This is a genomic window from Bradyrhizobium sp. HKCCYLS3077 (assembly GCF_051167555.1).
Classification (GTDB): Bacteria; Pseudomonadota; Alphaproteobacteria; order Rhizobiales; family Xanthobacteraceae; genus Bradyrhizobium.
Genome location: NZ_JBNPTH010000002.1, coordinates 40,178 through 63,374 on the forward strand (window position 1 = coordinate 40,178; position 23,197 = coordinate 63,374).

A 23,197-nucleotide genomic window follows, 5' to 3' on the forward strand; every position below is an offset into this window, starting at 1 on the left:
GCTTGAGAAAAGTCTGCATCCCGGCACGGCGTGCCGGGATGCTTCTTTGTTAGTGCGTGAGAAATCTGTCCACTTCGGCCGCGAAATCGTCGATCTCCTGGAACAGGAAGGCGTGCCCCGCATCGGGATAGAGCACGAGCTTCGCATCCGGAGCCTGCTGCGACAGCACGTAGGAGCGGTAGGCCGGCAGCATCACGTCATGCGCGCCGTTCGCGACCAGGATCGGCAGCCGCAGCTCCTTGGCCCGGTGCAGCACGCCCGGCCAGCTCGAGATCGCCTTGACCTGGCCCATGAACGCTGCGGCGGTCACCTTCGGACCGAGCTGCGGCTGTGCGGCGATGCGCGCCAGCGACGCCCGGCCGGCGGCCACCGCCGTTTCGGTTTCCGGATAGAACAGAAACAGGAAATCCTCCGGGCCGTTCTCGGGCTTGGTCATGACCTGCGCCACGCGTGGATGCGCCTGCGGTCCGTCAGGGACAGGGCCAGGGCTCGATCCGGCCACGATCAGCCGCCGCACCAGCTGCGGCGCGTCGAGCGCGAGCTGTTGTCCGACGACGCCGCCCAGCGACCAGCCGAGCACGTCGACCTGACCGAAGCCCAGCGACCTGATCACTTCGGCGGCGACGGCGGCGATGCCGCCGATGCTGTCCGGCACCTCGCCCGCGGAGCGTCCGATGCCGGCGCTGTCGAAGCGGATCACGCGGCGGTCCTGGGCGATCGCCGCGATGAAGGCCGGGTCCCAGTCGTCCATGGTGCCGCGAAAGCGCTGCAGCAGCAGCAAGGGCACGCCGCTGGTGGGTCCGTCCTCGCGCCAAGCCAGCCGGCCGCGCGATGTGTCCAGCCACTTGATGGTCTCGTCATTGCTCATGGTCGCTCTCTCGACATTACGATGAGGCGAGCTTAGGAGACGCCGGTCACGTCTCAAATGACATAGAAGCGTCAATTCAGGACACGAGCGGCAGGCGAGTGGCCGGCTCGGGTTCGCCCTCGATCAGCCGCAGGCTGCGCCTCAGGCTCTGCGGCGGCTGGCCGAAGAAGCGCAGGAAGGCCCGGCGCATACGGTCGCGATCGGCAAAGCCGGTGTCGCGCGCCACCATGTCCATCGAATGCCGTCCGTCCTCCAGCATGGCCTTGGCGGCTTCGAGCCGCAGGCGCTCGACGGCCTTGGCCGGCGACTGTCCGGTCTCCTCGCGGAAGATGCGGCTGAACTGGCGCGGGCTCAGGCTCGCGGCTTCGGCCAGCTCTTCCACGCTGAGCGGGTTGCGCAGATGTTCCTTCGCATAAGTCAGCGCGCGGCTGACCCGGTCGGACCGCGGCTCAAGCTCCAGCAGGGCCGAGAATTGCGACTGGCCGCCGGGCCTGCGGTGATAGACGACGAGCCGCCGCGCCACCGCCCGCGACAGCTCGGCGCCGTGATCCTCCTCGATCAGCGCCAGGGTGAGATCGATCCCCGCTGTCATGCCTGCCGAGGTCCAGATGTTGCCGTCGGCGACGAAGATGCGATCGTCATCGACCCTGATGGCGGGATAGCGCTCCTGCAGCGTGCTCGCATGCGCCCAATGCGTGGTCGCGCTGCGGCCGTCGAGCAGCCCGGCCTCGGCGAGCAGAAAGGCGCCGGTACAGACGCCGGCGACCCGGCGAGATCTCTGTCCGGCCTCGGCGATATAGGCGCGCAGCCCCGGACTGATCGGACGCGGCAGCAGCTCGCCGACCACCATCAATGTGTCGGGAAAGTCGCCGAGGGGGCTGGTCTCGACATGCACGCCCAAGGTCGAGCGGACCGGCCCGCCGTGCTCCGACATCACGCTGACCCGGTAGGCCTCTTCGCCGAGCTGGATGTTGGCGAATTCGAACGCCGTCGCGGCCGCCACGCCCATGAGCTGGAAGCCGTCCTCCATGATGAAGCCGATCTGACGCATGACGTCGGTCCTTGTGTCTCGATTTGACGTTTATACGACATTTGAGACATGACCGTCCAGGGCTAGTTTCTCGCCACGCAACACGCCCCGCGACCGCGCGGGCACGAGAAAGGATCTCCGCCATGACCAGCCAGACCACCGGGACCGTCCTCATCACCGGCGCCTCCTCAGGCATCGGCGCCGTCTACGCCGAGCGGTTCGCCGCCCGCGGCCACGCCCTCATCCTGGTCGCCCGCAACCAGGACCGCCTCTCCGGGCTCGCCGACAAGCTCACCACGCGCCACGGCGTGAAGGTGCGCACGCTGGTCGCCGATCTCACCGACCGCGCCGGGCTCGCCGAGGTGGAGAACGTGCTGAAGAGCGACGCGTCGATCACGCATCTCGTCAACAATGCCGGCTTCGGCAGCGCCGCCCCGCTCGCAAAGGCCTCGGTCGACGAGATGGAGAGGATGATCGCGATCAACGTGACCGCGCCGATGCGACTCACCTATGCGGCGGTGCCGCAATTCGTGGCCCGCAAACAGGGCACCATTATCAACATCGCCTCGATCGTCGCGATCGGCCCGGAGATCCTGAACGGCGTCTATGGCGGCAGCAAATCCTTCGTGCTCGCCTTCAGCCAGTCGCTGCGCAAGGAGCTCGCCGGCACCGGCGTGCATGTGCAGGTGGTGCTGCCCGGCGCGACCGGCACCGAGTTCTGGGACATCGCAGGACTGCCGGCGAGCAATTTGCCGAAGGAGTGGGTGATGTCGGCAGCCGATCTGGTCGATGCCGCGCTGCGCGGGCTCGACCGCGGCGAATTCGCCACCGTGCCCTCCCTCGCCAACGGCGCCGAGTTCGAGGCCTGGGACGCGGCACGGCAGACCATGCTGCCGCATCTGTCGAACGCCGATGTCGCCGAGCGCTATCGCGCCTGAGGCTGTGCTTCGCGCAGGCGGGTGAGGAGGACTCACCAGGAGCGTTGTGCTCGGAGAGCCCCGCTCACCCGCATTGCATCTTGCGATGTAGTAGCCTTGGGCTAAGGCGCCATCACGAACCTTGAAAACTCCAGCGATCGCCGCGCGGCCTCGTCGAGTTGTGCCTCGTCGGCGTTGTCGCTGAGGTCGCGCCAGACCTTGATGTCGTTGCCGATGCCGCCGCCCATCTTGACGAACGGCTCCATCACGACGGCACGGTCGTAGCCGATCTCGCGGAGCGCTGCGCCGATCTCGTGCCAGGGCAGGTTGCCCTTGCCGGGGACGCGGCGGTTGTTCTCGCCGGTGTGGAAATGGCCGAGCAGCGGGCCGGCGGTGCGGATCGCGCCGGCGAAGCTGTCCTCCTCGATGTTCATGTGGAAGGTGTCGAGCATCACCTTCACGTTGGGCTTGCCGACCTCGCGCACGAAGGCGACGCCTTCCTCGGCGGTGTTGAGGACGTGGTTCTCGAACCGGTTCAGCACCTCGAGGCACAGATCGATACCGAGATCGGCGGCGAAATCAGCGAGACCAGCGATGCCTTCGAGGCCGCGCGCGCGGTCGCCGGCCTTGTCGACCGGCTTCGAATAGTCGATCGGCCAGTAGGAATGCAGCGCGCCGCCGATGATGTGGACGTCGATCTTGGCGAGATTGGTCAGCGTCTCCTCGAAGAAGGCGCGCCCGGCCTTGCGAATCTCCGGATCGGCCGAGGACAGATTGCGCTGCGGCGACGGGCCGAGGCCGGAGGTGATCGCGATGCCGTTGGCTTTGGCGGCGCGGCCGATCTCGGCGATGTGCGCCGGGCTGTAGCTGTTGAGATGATGGGCGGCGATCTCGATGACGTCGAAGCCGAGCTTGGCGACCTTCTCGACATAGCGCAGGCAGTCGGCGCTCCATTCCTGCTCCCAGTACGAATAATAGATGCCGAATTTCATCGGTGCCTCCTGTCAATCAATTCTGTCCTGGCCAGCGATCACGACATCGGCCGGCCGGCTGTTCGCCCGCACGAAGCGCCCGTTCGGCAGGTCGTTGCCCTCGACCTTCGCCTCGATCTCGTCTGGCCCGAGGCCGTAGCCGCGCCAGCGCGCGACAAGCCGCTGCCGCAGCACCTCCTCGGGTACGTCGATGGCGACGGTGATGTCGAAGAAGGCGTGCAGGCGCGACCATGGCGCCTGGTCCAGCAGCAGGTAGTTGCCTTCGACCAACAGCGTGCGGACAGCTCGCGGGATCAGCCGCGCGCTGCCGCGGGAAATTTCGAGGTCGCGGTCGAACACCGGCACGGCGATCTCGTCCTCGTCGTTGCGCTTGAGGCGGTCGAGCATATGGAGCAGGCCGCCGACGTCGAACGTGTCCGGGGCGCCCTTGCGGGCGCGCAGGCCGCGCGCGATCAGGACGCCGTCGTCATAGTGATAGCCGTCCATCGGCAGCAGCGCCGCGGTGCCGGGCTGCGTGGCATTGAGCGCGACAACGAGCTGCTCGGCCAGCGTCGACTTGCCCGAGCCCGGCGCACCGGCGATGGCGACGACGAGGCGTGACGGTCCCTCGCGGGTCCTGATCTGCTTCACGAGGTCGTCGAGGGAGAGGCGCTGCGGCATGTGCGAACGGGTCATCATGACGGCTGGCTCACGAGCGCGGATGACCGGGGGCGGGACTGTCCGGCGTCAGCGCCGGGCTCTGCTCGCGTGCCTCCGGTGCAGCCTGCGGCGGCCGGGTGAAGCCGAGCAGCAGCCGCATCATGGGCGAGCCCGAGCGCAGCACCATGACGGCGAGCAGGAACAGGCCCCAGACCGCGGTCGACAGATGCTGGTTGGCGCCGAGCAGATTGAGACCCGACGACAGCGTCTGCAGGATCACCAGCGCGATGAACACCGGCGCGACGCGGCCGAAGCCGCCGAATGGATCGACGCCGCCGAGGAAGCAGGCGAGCACCGTCACCAGCAGCAGCGCATCGCCATGGCCGACGCGCACGGAGTTGAAGCGTGTCAGCATCACGATGCCGGCGAGCGCGCACATCACGCCGGACAGCGCGTAGAGCAGCGTGATCGTACGCTTGACGTGCAGGCCGGAATATTCCGACGCCCGCGGGTTGGAGCCGATCATCGCCACGGCGAAGCCGTGCCGCGTGCGCGCCAGCAGCAGGTGCCAGAGGATCGCCGCAGTGACGAACACCAGCATCGGCACGGGGACGCCGAGGATGGCGCCGTGGCCGAACTCGCGCAGGAAATCCGGAAAGCCCGAGATGTCGCCGCCGCGGGTCAGGAACTCGCCGAGCCCCTTCAGGAAGATCATCATCGCGAGCGACGCCAGGATCGGATGCGCGCCGAAATAGGCGATGACCGCGCCCATGACGGCGCCGAAGGCGCCGCCCACCGCGAGCGCCGCGATGACGCCGATCGCGAAGGCCAGCACGCCCGCATCCGCCCCGCCATTGATGTTGAGGATCCAGGCCAGGGTCAGGCCGCTGAGATTCGCAATGGCGATGATCGCGAGGTTGATGCCGTTCGCCATGATCGGCGCCAGCATCGCCAGCGTCAGCAGGCCGAGATCTGGCAGCTGGAACGCGATCGATTCGAAATTGGCGGCGCTGAGAAACTTCGGCGCCGACAGGCCGAACACGAGCAGCGTCAGCACGTAGAGGCCGAGCAGGCCGGCCGTGTCGCGGCCGATCAGTCGGGGCAGGGCTTGAATGGGCTTGGACATCAGCGCGCCTCCCCGGCCCGCCCGAGAAGGCGCGCGAACAGATCGACATTCGAGAACGAGATCGCGACCAGGATGGTCAGGCCGATCACCATCTTGAACGCGTAGGGCGACACGCCGAGCAGGTTCAGCCCGTTCTGCACCACCGCCACCAGGAGCACGCCGAGCAGGCAGCCGAGCACCGAGCCGCGTCCGCCGCCGAGCCGCGCGCCGCCGAGCACCACCGCGGCGAGCACGTCGAGCTCGCGGCCGATCAGCGCGTTGGGCACGACCTCCTGGGCGAGGTTGACCTGCATCAGCCCGCCGATGCCGGCCATCAGCCCCATCCAGCCATAGGCGATGAACTGCATCGTCACGGTCGGCACGCCGGCGCGGCGCGCGCCGTCGGGATTGTCGCCGAAGGCATAGAGCTGGCGGCCGATCGTGGTCCGGTCGATCAGGAACCAGGTCGCCGCCATGCACGCGACCATCGCGGCAACCGGCAGGGTCAGCGCGCCGCCATCGCCCAGCGAGGCCACTGCGACACGGTCGGTCCACCAGTCCGGCAGGTCGTAGATCGACTTGCCGGAGGTGGCGAACATCAAGAGGCCGAAGAAGGCATTGAAGGTCGCGATCGTCACCACGATCGAGATGATGCGGAAGCCGGCGACGAAGGCGGCGTTGATGCAGCCGAGCGCGATGCCGATGCTGCCGGCGAGCACCAGCCCGAGCATCCAATTGCCGCCGCCCAGCTTGCCGAGCGCGATCGCCGTCAGATATTGCACGACCGATGCGCCGACCGCGAAGGAGATGTCGATGCCGCCGGCGATCAGCACGACCAGGAGCCCGACCGCCCAGATCACGTTGACGGCGTTGTTGTTGAGCAGCGAGGCGATGTTGCCGGCGCTGAGGAAGCTCGGCGCGGCCACGCCGAGCCCGAGCACGAGCAGCGCCAGCACGATGAACAGTCGCGTCTCGCCCTCGTGCTTGAGCAGATAGTCACGCATAGACGGCACGCTCCAGCTCGGCGATCGAGACCTTGCGCGGATCGAGCTCCGCGACGATGCGGCCGTCGGCCATGTGCAGGATGCGATCGCAATTGAAGTACACCTCCGGTACCTCGTCGGAGATCATCAGGATGGCGATGCCGCTCTCGGCGAGTGCGCGCGCGATCCGGTAGATGCCGTCGCGCGCGCCGACATCGACGCCGACGGTCGGGCAGTCCAGGATCAGGAGCTTGGGCGCCGTCGCCAGCCATTTGGCGAGCACGACGCGCTGCTGGTTGCCGCCCGACAGCGTCGAGACGGCATCCTCAGGCCTGCCGATCTTGATCGCGAACTCCGCAATGCCCTTGGCGACCGCCGCCGCCTTCTTCGTCTCCGAGATCAGTCCGCTCGGGCCGGTGAGCTGCTGCAGCGTCGTGATGACCGTGTTGTCGGCGATCGACTGCGGCTGCACCAAGCCGAGCGAAAGCCGGTCCTCGGAGACATAGGCCACGCCGGCCGCGATCGCGTCGCGGTTGCTGCGGAAGGAGACGGGCTGGCCTGCGATGCGCAACGTCCCGGTCTCGGCGCGGGTCATGCCGAACAGCGTATGCGCGAGTTCGGTACGGCCGGCGCCGATCAGCCCAATCAGTCCGACGATCTCGCCGGCACGAATAGTGAGGTCGATGTCGGCATACTCGCCGGCGCGGGTCAGGCCCGACGTTTGCACGACCACCGGCGCATCGCCGACATCGCGCGCGGTGACGGAATGGTCGAAGGTGCGGCCGGTCATCAATTCCGTCAGCCGCGACTGCGTCATGCCCTGGGCGTCGTAGACGCCAACCAGCCGGCCGTCGCGCAGCACGGTGACGCGGCTGGAAATGTCCAGCACCTCCGCGAGCCGGTGGCTGACGAACACGACGGCGACGCCATTGGCCGAGAGCGTGCGTACCACCGCCAGCAGATGATCGGTCTCGGCCTGCGTGAGCGACGCCGTCGGCTCGTCCATGAAGATCAGCCTGGAGTCGCAGGCCAGCGCCCGCGCGATCGCCACCAGCTGCCGTCCGGAGATCGGCAGGCTGCGCAGCGGCGCGCTGAGGTCTAACTCCACGCCGAGCTTTGCGAGTGCCGCGCGCGCCGTCTCGCGGATGCTGCGATAGCGGACGAGCCGGGGCGCGCCGACGAGGCCGTCGAAGGCGATGTTCTCGGCGACCGTCATCTCCGGGAACAGCGCGAGGTCCTGCCAGATCACCGCCACACCCTTGCGGCGCGCCAGCGCCGGATGCGGCGCCTCGACGCGCTCGCCGAAATAATCCATGCGCGCGCCGGGCGCCGTCTGATAGACGCCGGCAATCACCTTGATGAGCGTGCTCTTGCCGCTGCCGTTCTCGCCGGCCAGGCAATGCACCTCGCCGCGCCCGACGGAAAACGACACATCGTCCAGCGCGCGCACGCCGCCGAACCGCACCGAGACATGCTCGAAGCGGATCGCGTCGGATGGATCAGGCGACGAATGAGCCGTTGCAGCCGTCATGGATCAAGCCGGAGTCCGGAGAGGAATCGGATCGTCGGTCCGTGGCGCGCGCAATGCGAGCCCCGAACCCATCACCACGTCGAGGATATGAGGCAGGTTGTCAGTTGCCATCTCGCTTCCCAACATCATTTCGTGGCTATGGATTCCGGGCTCATCCGCGCTGCTCCAACATGGCTTCGCCATGTTGCGCGCGGATGCCCCGGAATGACCGAGCAAGGAGCAACGCATTCCGTCGTCATTCCGGGGCGCGCGCAGCGCGAGCCCGGAATCCATATCCACAGGCCGTGGTGTGAGGCACGCGCGCAATTGGCATCTCGCCTCACACCGTCTGCCCGTTGCGATGATCCAGGCCCATCCACGCTCTCGATAGCTGTCACCATTTTGCGCGCGGATGACCCGGAACAACGAACGGCGCGATCACAGGCCGAGGTCGGCGAGCTTGTCGACCGTCTCCTTGTTGATCGGCAGCAGATTGTCGGTGATGATGTTGCGCGTCTTCGGATCGGGACGCACGGTGCCGAGGCCCTCGATATTGGTGCCGTCGGTGATCTCCTTGCCGTCGACCAGCAGCTTGCCGACACGGACGAAGACGCGGCCCGCCTCCGCCGGATTCCACATGTAGCCGCCGAGGATCGCGCCCGCCTTGATCAGCTTGCGGCCCTGGCCGGGCGAGAACGGTCCGACCACGAAGGCCTTGCCGGTGAGCCCCTTCTCCTCGATGGCGCGACCGGCGCCGATCGGGCCCTGGCTGCCGAAGGCGAGGAAGCCACGCAGGTTGGGATTGGCGGAGAACAGATCGAGTGCGGTCTTGCGGCTGTCGTCGACGTTCTCGGCGACGCCGTAGCGCTCGCCGACCTGCTTCATGTCCGGATACTTCGCCTTGAGATGCGCGATGGCCGCGTCGGCCCAGGCATTGTGCAGCGGCACCGTCAGCGAGCCGACATAGACGGCATATTCGCCCTTGCCGCCCATCGACTTCGCCAAGAGATCGGCATGCGCCTCGCCAAAGCCCTTCGCCGAGGCGAGTTCGAAATCCCAATCCTTGTTCTGGATTCCCGGACCTTCGTGGATCACCACCTTGATGCCGGCCCCGCGCGCCTTCTGCAGCACGGGCTCGAGCGCCTTCTCGTCGTTCGGCACGACGCCGATGATGCTCACCTTCTTGGCGATGAGGTCCTCGATGGCGCGCACCTGCAGCGCCGGGTCGGCGCTGGTCGGGCCGATCATCGAGGCGTCGACACCTTCCTTGGCTCCGGCTTCCTTGATGCCGGTTTCCATCGCGTTGAACCAGGGGATGCCGCCGATCTTGACGACGACGCCCATGGTCGGCTTGTCGGCGGCGACGGCGCGGTGGATGAAGGAGCCGGTGGCGAGCACGGCCGCGAGGGCCGCACTTGCGAGCAGGGCACGTCGTGAAGCTGAAAATGTCGTCATGACCTTAACTACCCTCCCTAAATTGCGCTCATTGGCGCATTGCGGATCGAGAGATCCGTCTGCCCTGGACCGATTCCGGCCCAGAATTCCTTGTTGTCAGTCGCTCATTTTCGAACCGGCAGGGCGCTGCGCCCCGCAGGTCCTTTCGATGTCGTTGGCCGATGTGGCGGAGCCGAGGAATCCCGGATCTTCAGCTCGCACGGCAACAGCACGTGTTTGGCAGGAGACGCGTCTCCCTTGATCCGCGCACTCAGCCGCTCCCAGAGAATGTGGCCGATCTCCCGGACCGGCTGCGCGATCGCCGTGATCGGCGTGGCGCGCGCGCGCATCCAGGCATAGTCGTCGAAGCCGATCAATGAGACGTCCTGCGGCAGCTTGAGGCCTCGCTCGGCGATCGTCGTCAAGGCCGTCAGGGTCGTGGAGTTGGTGAGCGCCTGGATCGCGGTCGGCGCCGGCGCGCGATCGAAACAGTCCGAAAGCCTGCGCTGCTCGATGTCGGGATCGAAGCCGAGCTCGACGATCTCAGGTGCGGGCAATCCATGCTCGCGGAACGCCTCCGCCGCGCCGTCACAACGCTGCCGAATGTTGGCGAGGCGCAACGATGTCGCGGCAATGACGATGCGCTCGTGGCCGAGATCGATGAGGTGTGACGCCGCAATGCGCCCCGCCTCGAAATTGTCGAGCGACACGGTGTCGGCATTCAACGCGTCGGTGACGCGGTCGCCAATGACGTAGGGCGTTCGGGACGCCTCGATGACGTCGCGGCCGGCAAAGCCGTCGAAGCAGGGGACGACGATCAGTCCAGCCGGGCGCCACGCCAGCAGCGCCTTGAGCCTGGACAACTCGGTGGCCTCGTCGTCATGCGAGCTGGCGATGATCACTTCATAGGAGTCGCCGCCCGCGCATTGTTCGATCGCCGAGACGATCGAGGTGAAGAACGGGTTGTCGAGCTCGGGAACGAGCACGGCAATGATGCGCGCGTCGCCCGAGCGCAGCATCGAGGCAAGCGGATCGGCGCGATAGTCGAGCGCCTTTACCGCGGCCTCGACCTTCTCGACGAGCGCGGGGCTGACCGGCTTGCGGCCCGTCAGAACGTTCGACACCGTCGCCGGAGACACGCCCGCGAGCCTGGCCACATCGTTGATGGATCGCGGCTTATCTACCATGGGGTGTCCGGTGGTGTCCCTTGTCGTGCGCCTTGATGCGCGCTGAACTCAGCCGGTAAAACGATTTACAGAGATCTGACCGCGAGGCAAGCGGAAAGTGCCTGGGACGCCGCCGACGCGATCGACGCGCGCTGAGCGGGTGGGATGATGCTCCCTTCCTGCGCCAGATGATGGACCGAAAAATGGGACTGCTGTCCGGCGAAAAGCCGCAAATGCTGGTGATCGGCTTGGCGATCATGTGCAATCCCAGGCTCCTGATGCTAGACGAGCCGGGTCTTGGCCTGTCTCCGGTGATGGTGCAGCGCGTGCTCGACGCGAGCGGACCATGCCGCGGCTGCTCACGATCGCCTCCGACGCTGATGTGCTGTCGCGAGGTCGCATCGCGATGCACGCGCCGCCATCGGAGATGACCGAGGAGGAGCTGCAGAGCGTCTGTTTGAACGAGCATGTTGCCTGCGTCGCGCGCCCTCGGCGGGCCGCGCCGAGCAGGACACATCGAAGGATCGCAAGAAGTCGGAGAGCTGCCATGAACGCCAATGTCAAACTGCCCGCCGCAAAGGGCGTCTTCATCGACAACAAATGGCAACCCGCGCAATCGGGCCGCAGCATCGCGATGCTGGCGCCGGCGACGGGGCAGGTGATCGCCGCGATCGCCGCCGGCGACAAGGCCGACATCGATCTCGCGGTGGCTGCGGCGCGCCGCGCGCTCGAAGGTCCGTGGGGCCGGCTCACGGCGGTGGAGCGCGGGCGGCTGTTGTCGAAGCTCGGCCGCCTCGTCGAGGACAACGCCGAGGAGTTGGCGAAGCTCGAGGCCGCCGATACGGGCAAGCCGATGAAGCAGGCCAAGGCCGACGTCGTCGCGGTCGCGCGCTATTTCGAGTACTACGGCGGCGCCGCCGACAAGGTGCATGGCGACACCATCCCGTTCCTCGACGGCTTCTTCGTCACCACGGTCTATGAGCCGCTCGGCGTCACCGGCCACATCATTCCCTGGAACTATCCGGGCCAGATGTTCGGCCGCACCGTGGCGCCGGCGCTCGCCATGGGCAATGCGACCGTGATCAAGCCCGCGGAGGAAGCCTGCCTGGTGCCGCTGCGCCTTGCCGAACTGGCGGCGGAAGCCGGCTTTCCGGCGGGCGCGGTCAACGTCGTGCCGGGCCTTGGCGAGGAAGCCGGCGCGGCGCTGTCGGCGCATGACGGCATCGACTTCATCTCCTTCACCGGCAGCCCGGAGGTCGGCACCCTGGTGCAGACGGCGGCGGCGCGAAATCACATCGGCTGCACGCTCGAACTCGGCGGCAAGTCGCCGCAGATCGTATTCGCCGACGCCGATCTCGATGCGGCGCTGACATCCGTCGCGGCGGCGATCGTGCAGAATGCCGGGCAGACTTGCTCGGCCGGCTCGCGCGTGCTGGTCGAGCGGTCGATGTGGGACCGCTTCCTCTCCGAGCTGAAGCTGCGCTTTGAAAAGATCACCGCCGGCACGCCGGAGATGGATCTCGATCTCGGCCCCGTCATCAGCGCTGTGCAGAAGAAGCGCATCGAAGGCATGCTGGCGCGCGCCGAGAGCGGCGGTGCCAAACGGGTTGCCTCCGGCCGGATTGCCGAGGGCGTCCCGAGCGAAGGCTTCTATGTGGCGCCGGCGCTCTATCAGAGCGTTGACCGCAACTCCGAACTCGCGCGCGAGGAGGTGTTCGGTCCGGTGCTGGCGGCGATGCCGTTCGACGACGAGGCGGACGCGATCAGGCTCGCCAACGGCACCGATTTCGGCCTGGTCGCCGGCGTCTGGTCCGGCGACGGCTCGCGCGCGATGCGCGTCGCACGCAAGGTCAAGGTCGGCCAGATGTTCGTCAACGGCTATGGCGCCGGCGGCGGCATCGAGCTGCCGTTCGGCGGCATGAAGAAATCCGGCCATGGCCGCGAGAAGGGCTTCGAGGCGCTGTACGAGTTCGGCGCGATGAAGACCCTGATCGTCAAGCACGGCTAGCGCCGGGGCTCCGGTCAATTCCGCCGTGCGGACGTGAGCGACAAGGACGCGCGGCGTCGTTGTCGTTCGGCGCGGCGAAGCGTTAAATGCAACAAGCTTTGCAGTGAAGGAGACGTGCCGATGAGCGACGAAACGGAATTGTTCGAGAAGGGCCTCAAGGTGCGCCGCGAGGTGCTTGGCGCGAGCTATGTCGATGGCAGCCTCGCCAAGGCCGACGATTTCATGATGGCCTTCCAGCACATCACCACCGAAATGTGCTGGGGCTATGCCTGGACCCGCCCGGGTCTCGATCGCCGCACCCGCAGCATCGTCAACCTCGCGATGCTCACGGCGCTGAGCAAGCCGAGCGAGTTGAAGCTGCACGTCAAGGGCGCGCTGACCAATGGCGTGACGGTCGACGAGATCAAGGAGATCCTGCTGCATGCGACGGTCTATTGCGGCATTCCCGCCGGCCTCGAAGCGTTCAAGGCGGCGCATGAGGTGTTGATCGCCGAAGGCGCGATCCCGAAGAAGGACGGCGCATGAGCGCGCCGACAAACGTTCTGTTCGTCGGCATCGGCAATATGGGCTGGCCGATGTCCGCGCAGTTGCTGAAAGCCGGCTATGCGGTGGCCGTCAATGACGCGGTCGCCGGGCGCGCCGCAGATTTCGTGCGCGAGGCCGGCGGCACGGAAGCCGCCGATCTGGCGGCGGCTGCGGCGCAGGCCGAGGTCATCATCACGATGCTGCCGACCAGCAAGCATGTCGCCGAGGCCGTCGCCGCGCTGCGACCCGGCTTGAAGAAGGGGCACACCCTGATCGACATGAGCTCCGGCGCCCCGGCGGCGACGCAGGCGATCGCGGCCGATCTCTCGCCGCTCGGCGTCGTCATGCTCGATGCGCCGGTGAGCGGCGGCGTGCCGCGCGCGAAGACCGGCGAGCTCGCGATCATGGCCGGCGGCGATGCCGCCGCGCTCGACCGCGTCGAGCCGCTGTTGCGCGCGATGGGCAATACGATCCATCGCATCGGCGGCCTCGGTTCGGGGCAGGCGATGAAGGCGCTCAACAACCTCGTCTCCGCCGGCGGATTCCTGATCGGCATCGAGGCGCTGTTGATCGGCCAGCAGTTCGGCATCGATCCCGGCCTGATGACCGACGTGCTGAATGCCTCGACCGGCATGAACAATTCGACGCAGAAGAAGTTCAGGCAGTTCGTGCTGTCGCGTCAGTTCAACAGCGGCTTCGGCCTCGACCTGATGGTCAAGGACCTGTCGATCGCACTCGAGGTGGCGCGGACGAGCGGCGTCGCCGCGCCGTTCTCCAACCTGTGTCGCGAACTCAGCGCCAGCGCGCAGGCGCTGCTCGGCCCGGGGCAGGATCACACGGCGCTGGCAAAGCTCAGCGAGGCGCTGGCCGGAGTCGAGCTCGGGGGCGATGAGCGAAGACCGGGCGGGTGATGAGGTGTCCCCGGCGTCCGGCGTGGCGCGAAGCTGCGGCATGCGCATCACCGTCTCGCGACGCCAGGAGCGTCCGAGTTGATCGAGGCCTTGGCCCTCGGGATCATGAGGGCGCGAGGAATGCCGGGCGCTGGCCGCACCCATGGCCCGCCTGCAGAAAAAAAGCAGGCGGCAGTCACCACAGGTTCAGCCGAGACATCCCGGCATTCCCCGCGCGATGGTTGGGCGGCTTATACGCACTCTCCCCGGGGACCGGGCTGTCTTGCCCCCGTCACGGACGGATCATCATCACCATCCGCTTGGCCTCAGCATCGGGAGACCAGGACCATGCGACTTCGCCGGCGCGCGGTCCCGTTCGTCCGCATGGCCTTGAGCCACGCTGCGAGACCCTCGCACCCACCGCATCCCAGCCCCGCGCGTCGTGACGATCGCGAAGCGCCCCTCATGGCGAGGCGGGACGAAGATAGATACCATTGTTTCCGAAAAATAGAAAGAGAATTCTTTTTCGCGGGTTGGCTGGACAGGTTGGATCGACAAGATCCGGCGCGAGACGCGCGACCCCGTCAGGCTTCCCCGTCGAGGCGGCAGAACGAAACGGCGGGACCTGCGATCACAGCCCAATTCGAGCGGGGATGGGAAGCGTCGAGGGGGCGCCCGGACGTCAACGTCGGAATATTCCTCCGACCACCCTGTGCATCGCGCCGCCGATCGCGCCGATGGGACCGCCGACACCGGGCGACGAGCGCGGACGCCCCGCGACGCGACGGCGCGATGGCCGATCGGCCCTTCGCGCCTCCGCTGCAGCGCTCGCCATTTCCTTGTGCTGGGCGGCATTGAGGAAGCCGGTGGCGGGGTAGCCGCGCTCCTCCTGCCAGCGCGCGATCACCGCTCGCGTGGACTCGTCGAACTTGCCATTGACCTTGGTTTCGAAGCCGAGGCTGGAGAGCCTGCGCTGCACGTCGCGGCGCTTGGCCCGGGTGAGGCCGATCCGATCCTCGGTCTCCTGGGACGCTGCGTCGGTGGCCATCGCCGTGGTGGCGGGGGCCGACGTCTCACGAGGTTTGCTGCTCAGCCCCGCTTCGGCAAGGTGTGCGCTGTCGACCATCGCAATGATGGACAATGCCAGGATCAAGCCGCGCATTACCGTCCCCTTCGTCTCGACGCGACGATTCGATCTCGAGCATAGACCCGTGCCGCGATGAACGCTCGGACTTCGGCGGTGGGACTCTGCTGGATTCAAGTAACTGTGGTCCGTGGCGCACGGTTCCGTGCCCGAGCGATTATTCCGACGCATTTCAGGCGGAGCGATGGCGGCGGCGCCGGTGTCGGCTCGGCCGCTGTCTCACGCCGTGCGCGTGGGCGCCCAGGACAACAGGCGCAACGCGGGGCTGCTTCCACGCTCTGAATGATGTGGCCTGCAGAGAAATCCCGGCCCGCAGACCTGGCCCGGCCCATGGCGGACGCATCCGGCGCGGCGCCTGAGCCGCAGCGTCTCGGTCGCAGATGGTGCAGATCTCGAGATCGCCGCTATGTCGACGTTCTGCGCAACGACGAGGACGAGTTGCGGCTGTCTGTCACGCCGCCAGTCTGAAACGTGGTGGTTGGCTTGCGTGTGCGGATCTTCAAGCCGGAATGGGAAGCGTGAAATTGAATGTCGTCCCTCCCTCAGGATTGGACTCGCACCAGATCTTGCCATTGTGACGGTCCACGATCTTCCGGCAAGTCGCGAGTCCGAGGCCGGTGCCCTCGAACTCGTCCCGGCCGTGCAATCGCTTGAACGGTTCGAAGATCTGCCGGTGAAATTCCGGAGCGATGCCGATGCCGTTGTCACGAACGCCGATCCGCCAGAAGTCCGCCTTCTCTGGCATGGCGGACACGTGCAATGCCGGTACGGTGGCCTTGCAGTATTTGATGCCGTTTCCGATCAGGTTCTGGAGCAGCTGTGTCAAGAGCGGAGCGTGGCCGAAGACGATCGGAAGATCGCCCCGCGTCACCTTCGCTCCCCTGTTGCTGATGATCTGTCCCAGATTGGAGAGCGTGTCCTCCACCACGAGATTCATGTCGACCGGCTCGAACACGACATGCGCGTCCGATTTGGTGTATTCGTGAAGCGTGTCGAGCAACGCGACCATGCGCTCGCCGAGGTGGACCATGCGTCCGCAATAGTCGCTGATCTTGGCCGGGTCGGCATTGCCCGACTTGACGGCATGGCTGATGATCGACGCAAATCCGCGGATCGAGGAGATCGGCGATTTCAGATCGTGCACGAGGACGTCGGCGAACCGTTCCAGTTCCTCGCGCTGCTGATCCAGCGCAAGCTGCATGGCGGCTTTCTTGCGCGCATAGCGGAGAATGCGGCCGATGGATCGCTCGTTGATGTGTTCCTTCGCGATGTAGTCCGATGCGCCACGCTTCATCGCCTCGGTCGCGATGGTCGCGTCGCCCTGGCCCGTCGCCATGACGATGAACATTCCCGGGGCGCTCCGGTGCAGGGCTTCCACGCCGTCGAGCCCATCGCGTCCCGGAAGTTGATAGTCGACGACCGCAACATCGAACGACTGCCGCTCGCACGTGGCCAGCGCCATGTCGATGCTGTCGGTCTCGACGCATTCGCAGGAGATCCCCGCACGCCTCAGGGCGCGCATGACGTTCTTGCGGTCTGCGTCGTCGTCGTCCGTGATCAGGATCGTCACGGCATCACCGGCGGCATGTGGCTGGCTCATGGGAACTCCACGATCCGCCAATAGCCCTGCATCAACTCGACGAGCTTCTGAAAATTTTCGCCGACGCGCTCCTTGAGGATGTACCCGGCAACGTTGAGGTTGTAGGAGGCAACCTTGTCCTCGTCCCTGCTCGAGGTCGTCAGCATGAACACGATGCTGCGCTTCAAGCCGTCGTCCCGCCGGATTTCACTGACGAACTCGATGCCGGTCATGCGCGGCATGTTGATGTCGACGAGCAGGATGTAGGGCGAGCTCAGCTTCGTCTTCCCATTCGTGCCGCGCAGGATGTCGAGCGCATCGGCGCCGTCGTTGGCTCTCAGCAGCGGATTGATGATCCGTGCGGATTTGAATGCGCGTTGCACGGATCTGGCGTCGCCTTCGTCGTCGTCGACGAGCAGGATCGTCACATCGCGCGCCCGTTCGGCGTCGGCCGTCATCGTTTCCGTTCCTTCGCCGCGTTGGGAGTGAGGAGGGTGAAATAGAAGGTCGTGCCCTCGCCGACGGTCGATTCGAGGAGGATCGAGCCGCCCGAGAGTTCGATCTGCTTGCGTACGATGGCGAGACCCATGCCACTGCCTTCGACCTGGTCTCGTGGTCTCAGGGTCTGAAACATCTTGAAGATCCTGTCGTGGAACTGAGCCGGAATGCCGGGACCATCATCCTTGACGGCAAAGGTGTGATGCGACCCGCGATCGACCACGGAGATCTCGATGCGACCAGCCGCCTTGTCATGGTGCTTGATGGCATTGCCGATCAGGTTCATCATGATCTGCTGCAAGGGCATGCGAAAGACCTCGATCGCGCCGAACGCGGGGTCGACGATCACCTCGAAGCCATCCGGCGGCGTCATCATGGCCAGCACGTCGTCCATGAGTTCGGCACCGGAAATGATCTCGCTGCCGGCGGCCTCGCGGCCAATGCGGCAGAATTCCAGGAGATCGTCGAGCAGTTTCTCGAGCCGTCTCACGCGGCCGCGCAGCAGCTGCATGCTCACCAGGTTTTCGCCGGTCAGGTGCGGCGCAAGATCCTCTTCGAGCCATTTCGAAGCATTGTCGATGACCCGCAGCGGCGCCTTGAGGTCGTGGGATGCCGCATAGGCAAAATCGTCGAGCTCCCTGTTCGCGGCCTCGAGCTCGGCGGTACGTTGCGCGACCTCTTGCTCCAGCCTTTCATTGAATTGACGGCGTTCCTCCTCGGCCAGCTTCCGGTGCGTGATATCGACGATCGCGCCGAGCACCATGACGCCCTCGTCCGTGTCGATCGGCGTGAGACTGATCTCGATGGGAAACTCGCTGCCATCCTTGCGCCGGCCATAGACTTCGCGCCCCGGACCCATCGCGCGTTGCAACGACTCCCTGAGCACCGGACTGGCGAAATACCATTCGAGGTGGGCATGGTGCCGATCTCGTTCGGCGGCCGGCAACAGCAGATCGATCCGACGCCGGAGCAATTCGTCGCTGTCGTAGCCGAACAGCCGTTCGGTCTGCCGGTTCACCAGCGAAATCAGACCGGAGCGGTCGACCATGACCATGGCGGTCGGGGTGGACTCGACCACGAGACGGAATCGCTCCTCTGCGGCCTTGCGCGCCGAGATGTCTCTGAGCGCGCCGACGATCCCGGTCGTCTCGCCCGAAGCCGGATCCTTGAGCGATCTCATCACCGCTTCGAGCCAGATCCGGCGGCCGTTCCGATCGTGGGCGCGGATGGAGATCGAACTCTGCTCGGCCTCGTCGGCCAGCAGCGAATTGAGGGTCGTCTGCAACTGCTCGACATCCTCGGGGTGGATCGGGCCGTACGGCTGTTGGCCCAGCAGCTCGCTTTCATCCACCCCCAAGATGTCCCGACACGCCGGAGAGACATAGCGGAGGCGAAGGTCACGATCGAGCTGGATGATCAGGTCCGAGCTGTTATCAGCCAGAATGCGATACCGGGCTTCGCTCTCCTTGATCATGCGCTGTGCTTCGCGCATCTCGGTGATGTCGGTGACGAGTACGAAAAAGCCGATTACGTCGCCGTTGGCGTCGCGATGCGGAATGTAGTTGGTCCAGGTGTTGCGGATGCTTCCATCCGCCTTGTTCAGCATGCGCTCGTAGTTCTGCGGCTGGCCCGACAGAGCGGCCTGGATATGAGGCTCGGCCTCGGCGAACAGGGTCTCGTCCAGCAGGGACGTGACGTGGCAACCGACGAGCTCCTCCGGCGACCGGCCGAACCATTCCGCATAGGCCGAGTTCGCGAAGCGGCATCGAAGGTCGCGGTCCCAATAGGCGATCACGCTCGGCACGGCATCGATGAGGGTCTTGAGCTCCGCCGTCCTGGCGGCGACCTCCTGCTCGAGGGAGACATTGCTCTTCCGAAACTGGTCCTCGACCCGCTTCTGCCGGCTGATATCGCGCTCGATGATCGATGCGCCGATGATCGTGCCATCACGCCGCCGGATCGGGATGGCCCTGATCGACACGTCGATCGCGGTGCCGTCCTTGCGCAAACGCCGCGTTTCCAGATTGTCGATATGTCGACCCTGCCTCACCTGATCGAGGATGTAGTCGTCATGGATCAGCTGCTCGGGCGGGATGTGGATACGGATGCTCCGGCCAATGACCTCGTTCGGCCGGAACTGGAAGAGACGCTCGGCCGCGACGTTCCATGACAGGATCGTACCCGAGAGGTCCTTGGCAACGATCGCGTCTTCCGATGAGTCGAGGAGGGCATCGGCGATTGCGGCCTTTTCTTCGAGCTCATTCTTCGCTCTTTCCAGTTCGCGGTGGCTCTTGCAGAGGATTCCGTTGATCTGTGAGCAGAGCGAGGTGGGATCGAAGGGTTTCGCGATGACCCCTGCGACGCCGACGCGCCGAAGGTCGTCCAGCTCCTTTGCGCTCGTGGTGCCGGTGACGTAGATAACGGGAATGCCTGCGGTCTGTGGTCGCTCCCGCAAACGCGCCAGCGTCGTGGGGCCGTCCATGCCTGGCATGTTGTGGTCGAGCAGGATGAGGTCGGGAGACCATTTTACGGTTGCGGCAAGTGCCTCCTCGCCGGAGGCGCAACTCCGCACATTGAAGTTCGAGTCGACTGCGATGGCCGTCCCGACGATCTCCCGGGCGTCGGCGTCGTCGTCGACATGCAATACGTCGACTGAGCGCAGCTGGAATTGCACATTCATGTCGATGTCGACCAACATCCAGTGATGAAAGTGAATACGCTGTCCATCGGACCAGATGCCGATGATAACTCTCAACTAATAGACGACGTGCATAAAAGGTGAGTTTCGCTGACGTGCGTAATGCTACCTAAAGCGGTAACTTAGACGATTGCATCACGAATATAAACAGCTAAGTGCAGGCTGATGCTGTTGCTGAGCCGTCGTTGTCGGCGTTATCCGGAGTTTTGCGGAGTTCTTTGTTCAGGCTGTGCAAAAACGATTGGCGAGAGAGAAGCGCTTCGATCGAGGTCTGGAGCGTGACGGTATCGGGTGCTTGGCCGACATCGAGTTTCGACTCCGAGTTGTGCAGGAAGTCGTTGATGTGAGAACCGTTGTCAGAATATCGACAGGCCGAATCAAATGCGCAGCAGATTCATGCAGCTCTTAGTTCGATCGGTGGTCTGGGGCGCGTTCGCCGGCTGCCTCTTCCATGGTCCGGCACTTGGCCGGCGCCTGGATGGCTTCAACGTCGTGGCGACACCAGATCATCCATTTGGCACCGCGACAGCGGAGCAGGCCTTGTCGATGGCGAAGAGGCTTGGCGCCAATTCGGTCGCCGTGATTCCATTTCTCTGGCAGTCGACCCCGTCGGCACCGGACATCGTCGCGGGAAGCGCCATGTCCGACGAGGCGCTGCGCGCGGCGATCCGGCAGGCGCGCCGGCTCGGTCTGACGGTGATCGTCAAGCCGCATGTCTGGGTGCCGGACAGCTGGGCCGGCGCCGTTGAGCCGGCATCGGAGCAGGATTGGAAAACCTGGTTCGTCCGGTACCAGGCCGAGCTTGAGCGCATGGCTCGAATTGCAGCCGACGAAGGTGCCGATGTCCTCGCCATCGGCACCGAGCTCGCAAAGACCACGCGGCGTCCCGAATGGAGCGCCGTGATCAAGACCGTGAGGTCAGCGTTTCCACGAACGCTGCTTTACGTCGCGCACAATGCGGACGAAGCCGAAGCGATCGGCTTCTGGCCGCTTCTGGATGTCATCGGCGTATCCCTGTATCCGCCCCTTGGCCCCGACGACGACCGTGGCGGCCGTATCGCTGCGATGGAAGCGGAGGCCAGGCGTGTCGACGCGCTGTCGGAGCGTTGGGGCAAGCCGGTGCTGGTGGCCGAGATTGGATTGCGTTCGGCCAAGGGCGCTGCCGCAAAACCCTGGGAGAGCGCCGAAGAGAGGGCTGCGCCCGTGGACATGCAGTTGCAGGCTGACGTGATCGCGGACTGGCTCGGAGTGCTCAAGCGCCCAGCGGTTGCGGGCGTGCTGGTCTGGCGCTGGTTTACCGATCCGGCCGCCGGCGGGACCGCCGACACCGACTTCACCGTGCAGGGCAAGCCGGCGGAAGCCGTGCTGTCCTGCGCATGGGCCGGCGTCTGCCGCAAACCCTGAGTCAGAACCTGTACCAGGCTCCGACCACGAGGCCGTTCTCTTGCAGCGCATTCCGCCCCCAATAGGTGGAGTAGCCGCCGATCTGCAGCGACAGCGCCGGAGTCAACGCGTAGACGGCGCTGAGCTGGGCCTTGTGATAGGCGTAGCTGCCGAAGCCTGTGGTGCCGGCGCCCTCGGACAGGACGTTGAACGATTGTGCGAGCAGCAGCCAGCGTTCGGTCGGGCGAATGCCGAAGGTGATGTCGGTCCGGAATTCGCTCGGCGGGCCGTTCAGGCGATAGCGTTGCGCGATCTGGAGATCGACGAAGGCGGGAAGCGTTCCTGCCTTGAAACTGTAGCCCGCGAGGCCGCGCAGCTCGATCTGCCGGTCGGTCTGGCCAATCGCTGCCAGGTTCGATGAGTCGGACGTGCCGGGCACGCGGAAGATCGCCTGTACGGAAAACACCCAGGAGGAGTCGGACCAGACACGGGCCCGGGCTCCGAGGTCGGTGTAACCGATGCCGCTGCGCTGCGCTCCGATGGGCGAGGCGATGTCGATGTGCTGCAGCGAGGGCTGGACGATGGCGGTGATCCAGTCCGTGAGGCCATACTCGATCAGCAGCTGGGCTTCGTCCTTGCTGTAGCGTGGGATGCGACGCAGCGCGCTGCCGCTGTCGAAAATGCGGGTCGACTGCATCGCCGTGCCGGTGAACACCAGGGCGCCTGTCCCGGCATCGAGCGTCCAGGCGCCGGCCCACGCCTGGCTCACGCAGCCCGCCGAGATCATGGCGATGAGGCACAGGATCTTCCAGCGCCCGGCCAGTGCGCTGAGCGACGTCGCGGCATACGCTCGGGCCGTGCAAAGAGCTAGGCGCATTGCGGCACGACACGGTCGCCGCCGGTTGCGGCAATGTCCGACACCGCCGCGATGGCGCGGGTGAGCAGATGGATGCGGCCTGCGCCATTGACGCGCTCGGTCACGACGGCAACGCTTGCGGTCGCGTGATGCGCCGCGATCGCTTCCGGATTGGAGATCCTGAGACCTGCGATCGAGGCGCGCAACGTCTCGGCCAGCTTCATGGCGGACGCGCGCGACTGGTCGGGGAGGATGAGGACGATGAGCCCGTCGCGGTAGATGGCCGCGACCACCCCGACAGAGGCCGTGGCGGCGCGCACCGCGGATGCGACCTTCGTCATGATGCCGGATTCCGCGGCCTTCCCGGTCTCCAGTTGCACGCAAAGCCGATCGACGGCGAGCGCGATGATGGAGGTCTCTGTGCCAGGCGGAAAGTTCACATCCGCGAGTAGATACGCCTCGGCCATTTCGCCGACGAACAGACCCGTGCTGCGATCGATCCAGTTCGATGCGCGACGGTCGCCTGATCCCGACGCCAGTCGCGTCAACTCGGCCTCGCGGGCTTCGCGGCGGTCGAATTCCGCCTTGAGCTTGAGCGCCGATCGCACGCGGGCCAGCAGTTCGACCCTGTCCACCGGCTTGGTGATGTAGTCGGTCGCGCCGGCGATGAACGCATTGCCGAGGCTCGCGGTATCGCCGAGCGCCGTCACCATGATGATCGGCACGCTGGCGTAGCGCGGGTCGTTGCGGATTCGCGCGCAGGCCTCGATGCCGTCGACCTCGGGCATGACGATGTCGAGCAGCACGAGATCGACCGTCACCGGCTCTGCCGACGATGCGCCGATCCCGAGCGCCCGGTAGGCATCGTGGGCCGACCCCGCCGTGACGACCTGTTCATAGCCCGCGGCCAGCAGCATCGCCTCGGTGATGTCCCGCCCGTCTTCGGAATCGTCGACAACGAGAATACGCATG

Annotated in this window: 20 protein-coding genes; 5 read left to right on the plus strand and 15 right to left on the minus strand. The window is 65.8% G+C overall.

What is annotated here, in order from left to right:
* Positions 1-49: 49 nt before the first annotated feature.
* Together ACQR0Z_RS06260 and ACQR0Z_RS06265 are read right to left on the minus strand one after the other, a co-directional pair.
* Positions 50-868: an alpha/beta fold hydrolase gene (locus ACQR0Z_RS06260; protein WP_434918060.1), complete on the minus strand. Its 819-nt coding sequence runs from the start codon at positions 866-868 to the stop codon at positions 50-52.
* A gap of 76 nt (positions 869-944) precedes the next feature.
* Positions 945-1,919, minus strand: a complete 975-nt coding sequence (locus ACQR0Z_RS06265) for a GlxA family transcriptional regulator (protein WP_434918061.1) — start codon at positions 1,917-1,919, stop codon at positions 945-947.
* A gap of 122 nt (positions 1,920-2,041) precedes the next feature.
* On the opposite strand from ACQR0Z_RS06265, the gene ACQR0Z_RS06270 reads away from it, so the two are divergent.
* Positions 2,042-2,836 (plus strand): SDR family NAD(P)-dependent oxidoreductase, encoded by a 795-nt coding sequence (locus tag ACQR0Z_RS06270; protein WP_434860214.1) that lies wholly within the window; start codon positions 2,042-2,044, stop codon positions 2,834-2,836.
* 101 nt (positions 2,837-2,937) lie between these two features.
* On the opposite strand, the gene ACQR0Z_RS06275 is transcribed toward ACQR0Z_RS06270, so the two are convergent.
* The 7 genes from ACQR0Z_RS06275 to ACQR0Z_RS06305 form a co-directional block, all read right to left on the minus strand.
* Positions 2,938-3,807: a sugar phosphate isomerase/epimerase family protein gene (locus tag ACQR0Z_RS06275; RefSeq protein WP_434918062.1), complete on the minus strand. Its 870-nt coding sequence runs from the start codon at positions 3,805-3,807 to the stop codon at positions 2,938-2,940.
* Positions 3,808-3,819: 12 nt separating this feature from the next.
* Complete coding sequence (locus ACQR0Z_RS06280) at positions 3,820-4,485, minus strand: nucleoside triphosphate hydrolase (protein WP_434879200.1); 666 nt, start codon at positions 4,483-4,485, stop codon at positions 3,820-3,822.
* A gap of 10 nt (positions 4,486-4,495) precedes the next feature.
* Complete coding sequence (locus ACQR0Z_RS06285) at positions 4,496-5,572, minus strand: ABC transporter permease (protein WP_434918063.1); 1,077 nt, start codon at positions 5,570-5,572, stop codon at positions 4,496-4,498.
* Positions 5,572-6,555: an ABC transporter permease gene (locus tag ACQR0Z_RS06290; protein WP_434860210.1), complete on the minus strand. Its 984-nt coding sequence runs from the start codon at positions 6,553-6,555 to the stop codon at positions 5,572-5,574. Before ACQR0Z_RS06290 ends, ACQR0Z_RS06285 begins: the two co-directional genes overlap by 1 nt.
* A complete protein-coding gene (locus ACQR0Z_RS06295; protein WP_434918064.1) occupies positions 6,548-8,065 on the minus strand; it encodes a sugar ABC transporter ATP-binding protein in 1,518 nt (505 codons plus the stop codon). The genes ACQR0Z_RS06290 and ACQR0Z_RS06295 overlap by 8 nt, the downstream gene beginning before the upstream one ends.
* A gap of 417 nt (positions 8,066-8,482) precedes the next feature.
* Positions 8,483-9,499 (minus strand): substrate-binding domain-containing protein, encoded by a 1,017-nt coding sequence (locus tag ACQR0Z_RS06300; RefSeq protein ID WP_434918065.1) that lies wholly within the window; start codon positions 9,497-9,499, stop codon positions 8,483-8,485.
* Between the two features lie 104 nt (positions 9,500-9,603).
* Positions 9,604-10,665, minus strand: a complete 1,062-nt coding sequence (locus ACQR0Z_RS06305) for a LacI family DNA-binding transcriptional regulator (RefSeq protein ID WP_434918066.1) — start codon at positions 10,663-10,665, stop codon at positions 9,604-9,606.
* Positions 10,666-11,191: 526 nt separating this feature from the next.
* Between ACQR0Z_RS06305 and ACQR0Z_RS06310 the strand changes: the two genes are divergently transcribed.
* The 3 genes from ACQR0Z_RS06310 (at position 11,192) to ACQR0Z_RS06320 (ending at position 14,088) form a co-directional block, all read left to right on the plus strand.
* Positions 11,192-12,652, plus strand: a complete 1,461-nt coding sequence (locus tag ACQR0Z_RS06310; RefSeq protein WP_434879195.1) for an aldehyde dehydrogenase family protein — start codon at positions 11,192-11,194, stop codon at positions 12,650-12,652.
* Positions 12,653-12,772: 120 nt separating this feature from the next.
* Positions 12,773-13,177 carry a carboxymuconolactone decarboxylase family protein gene (locus ACQR0Z_RS06315; RefSeq protein ID WP_434879194.1) on the plus strand — a complete coding sequence of 135 codons (405 nt, stop codon included), beginning with the start codon at positions 12,773-12,775 and terminating at the stop codon, positions 13,175-13,177.
* The gene (locus tag ACQR0Z_RS06320; protein ID WP_434918067.1) at positions 13,174-14,088 is read left to right on the plus strand and encodes an NAD(P)-dependent oxidoreductase; all 915 of its coding nucleotides are present in this window, start codon (positions 13,174-13,176) and stop codon (positions 14,086-14,088) included. Before ACQR0Z_RS06315 ends, ACQR0Z_RS06320 begins: the two co-directional genes overlap by 4 nt.
* A gap of 661 nt (positions 14,089-14,749) precedes the next feature.
* On the opposite strand, the gene ACQR0Z_RS06325 is transcribed toward ACQR0Z_RS06320, so the two are convergent.
* From ACQR0Z_RS06325 to ACQR0Z_RS06340, 4 genes are all read right to left on the minus strand, one after another.
* Complete coding sequence (locus ACQR0Z_RS06325; RefSeq protein WP_434918068.1) at positions 14,750-15,229, minus strand: peptidoglycan-binding domain-containing protein; 480 nt, start codon at positions 15,227-15,229, stop codon at positions 14,750-14,752.
* A 481-nt stretch (positions 15,230-15,710) separates the two neighbouring features.
* Positions 15,711-16,811 carry a sensor histidine kinase gene (locus tag ACQR0Z_RS06330; protein ID WP_434860201.1) on the minus strand — a complete coding sequence of 367 codons (1,101 nt, stop codon included), beginning with the start codon at positions 16,809-16,811 and terminating at the stop codon, positions 15,711-15,713.
* Positions 16,808-17,248 carry a response regulator gene (locus ACQR0Z_RS06335; RefSeq protein ID WP_434860200.1) on the minus strand — a complete coding sequence of 147 codons (441 nt, stop codon included), beginning with the start codon at positions 17,246-17,248 and terminating at the stop codon, positions 16,808-16,810. The genes ACQR0Z_RS06330 and ACQR0Z_RS06335 overlap by 4 nt, the downstream gene beginning before the upstream one ends.
* On the minus strand, positions 17,245-19,986 hold the full coding sequence (locus ACQR0Z_RS06340; RefSeq protein ID WP_434879190.1) for a PAS domain S-box protein: 2,742 nt from the start codon (positions 19,984-19,986) through the stop codon (positions 17,245-17,247). Before ACQR0Z_RS06340 ends, ACQR0Z_RS06335 begins: the two co-directional genes overlap by 4 nt.
* 417 nt (positions 19,987-20,403) lie before the next feature.
* Here ACQR0Z_RS06340 and ACQR0Z_RS06345 point away from each other — a divergent pair, with 417 nt between their 5' ends.
* Complete coding sequence (locus ACQR0Z_RS06345) at positions 20,404-21,390, plus strand: glycoside hydrolase family 113 (protein WP_434879189.1); 987 nt, start codon at positions 20,404-20,406, stop codon at positions 21,388-21,390.
* Position 21,391: 1 nt separating this feature from the next.
* Here the strand turns inward: ACQR0Z_RS06345 and ACQR0Z_RS06350 are convergent, their stop codons facing one another.
* Together ACQR0Z_RS06350 and ACQR0Z_RS06355 are read right to left on the minus strand one after the other, a co-directional pair.
* Positions 21,392-22,138 (minus strand): hypothetical protein, encoded by a 747-nt coding sequence (locus ACQR0Z_RS06350; RefSeq protein ID WP_434879188.1) that lies wholly within the window; start codon positions 22,136-22,138, stop codon positions 21,392-21,394.
* Between the two features lie 98 nt (positions 22,139-22,236).
* Positions 22,237-23,196 (minus strand): response regulator, encoded by a 960-nt coding sequence (locus ACQR0Z_RS06355; protein WP_434879187.1) that lies wholly within the window; start codon positions 23,194-23,196, stop codon positions 22,237-22,239.
* Between the last annotated feature and the right edge of the window lies 1 nt (position 23,197).

What these genes read in the sequence shown, in the direction of transcription:
- ACQR0Z_RS06260 (WP_434918060.1), bottom strand. Translation starts at nt 868, where the DNA reads ATGAGCAATGACGAGACCATCAAGTGGCTGGACACATCGCGCGGCCGG.
- ACQR0Z_RS06265 (WP_434918061.1), bottom strand. Translation starts at nt 1,919, where the DNA reads ATGCGTCAGATCGGCTTCATCATGGAGGACGGCTTCCAGCTCATGGGC.
- ACQR0Z_RS06270 (WP_434860214.1), top strand. Translation starts at nt 2,042, where the DNA reads ATGACCAGCCAGACCACCGGGACCGTCCTCATCACCGGCGCCTCCTCA.
- ACQR0Z_RS06275 (WP_434918062.1), bottom strand. Translation starts at nt 3,807, where the DNA reads ATGAAATTCGGCATCTATTATTCGTACTGGGAGCAGGAATGGAGCGCC.
- ACQR0Z_RS06280 (WP_434879200.1), bottom strand. Translation starts at nt 4,485, where the DNA reads ATGATGACCCGTTCGCACATGCCGCAGCGCCTCTCCCTCGACGACCTC.
- ACQR0Z_RS06285 (WP_434918063.1), bottom strand. Translation starts at nt 5,572, where the DNA reads ATGTCCAAGCCCATTCAAGCCCTGCCCCGACTGATCGGCCGCGACACG.
- ACQR0Z_RS06290 (WP_434860210.1), bottom strand. Translation starts at nt 6,555, where the DNA reads ATGCGTGACTATCTGCTCAAGCACGAGGGCGAGACGCGACTGTTCATC.
- ACQR0Z_RS06295 (WP_434918064.1), bottom strand. Translation starts at nt 8,065, where the DNA reads ATGACGGCTGCAACGGCTCATTCGTCGCCTGATCCATCCGACGCGATC.
- ACQR0Z_RS06300 (WP_434918065.1), bottom strand. Translation starts at nt 9,499, where the DNA reads ATGACGACATTTTCAGCTTCACGACGTGCCCTGCTCGCAAGTGCGGCC.
- ACQR0Z_RS06305 (WP_434918066.1), bottom strand. Translation starts at nt 10,665, where the DNA reads ATGGTAGATAAGCCGCGATCCATCAACGATGTGGCCAGGCTCGCGGGC.
- ACQR0Z_RS06310 (WP_434879195.1), top strand. Translation starts at nt 11,192, where the DNA reads ATGAACGCCAATGTCAAACTGCCCGCCGCAAAGGGCGTCTTCATCGAC.
- ACQR0Z_RS06315 (WP_434879194.1), top strand. Translation starts at nt 12,773, where the DNA reads ATGAGCGACGAAACGGAATTGTTCGAGAAGGGCCTCAAGGTGCGCCGC.
- ACQR0Z_RS06320 (WP_434918067.1), top strand. Translation starts at nt 13,174, where the DNA reads ATGAGCGCGCCGACAAACGTTCTGTTCGTCGGCATCGGCAATATGGGC.
- ACQR0Z_RS06325 (WP_434918068.1), bottom strand. Translation starts at nt 15,229, where the DNA reads ATGCGCGGCTTGATCCTGGCATTGTCCATCATTGCGATGGTCGACAGC.
- ACQR0Z_RS06330 (WP_434860201.1), bottom strand. Translation starts at nt 16,811, where the DNA reads ATGAGCCAGCCACATGCCGCCGGTGATGCCGTGACGATCCTGATCACG.
- ACQR0Z_RS06335 (WP_434860200.1), bottom strand. Translation starts at nt 17,248, where the DNA reads ATGACGGCCGACGCCGAACGGGCGCGCGATGTGACGATCCTGCTCGTC.
- ACQR0Z_RS06340 (WP_434879190.1), bottom strand. Translation starts at nt 19,986, where the DNA reads ATGTTGGTCGACATCGACATGAATGTGCAATTCCAGCTGCGCTCAGTC.
- ACQR0Z_RS06355 (WP_434879187.1), bottom strand. Translation starts at nt 23,196, where the DNA reads ATGCGTATTCTCGTTGTCGACGATTCCGAAGACGGGCGGGACATCACC.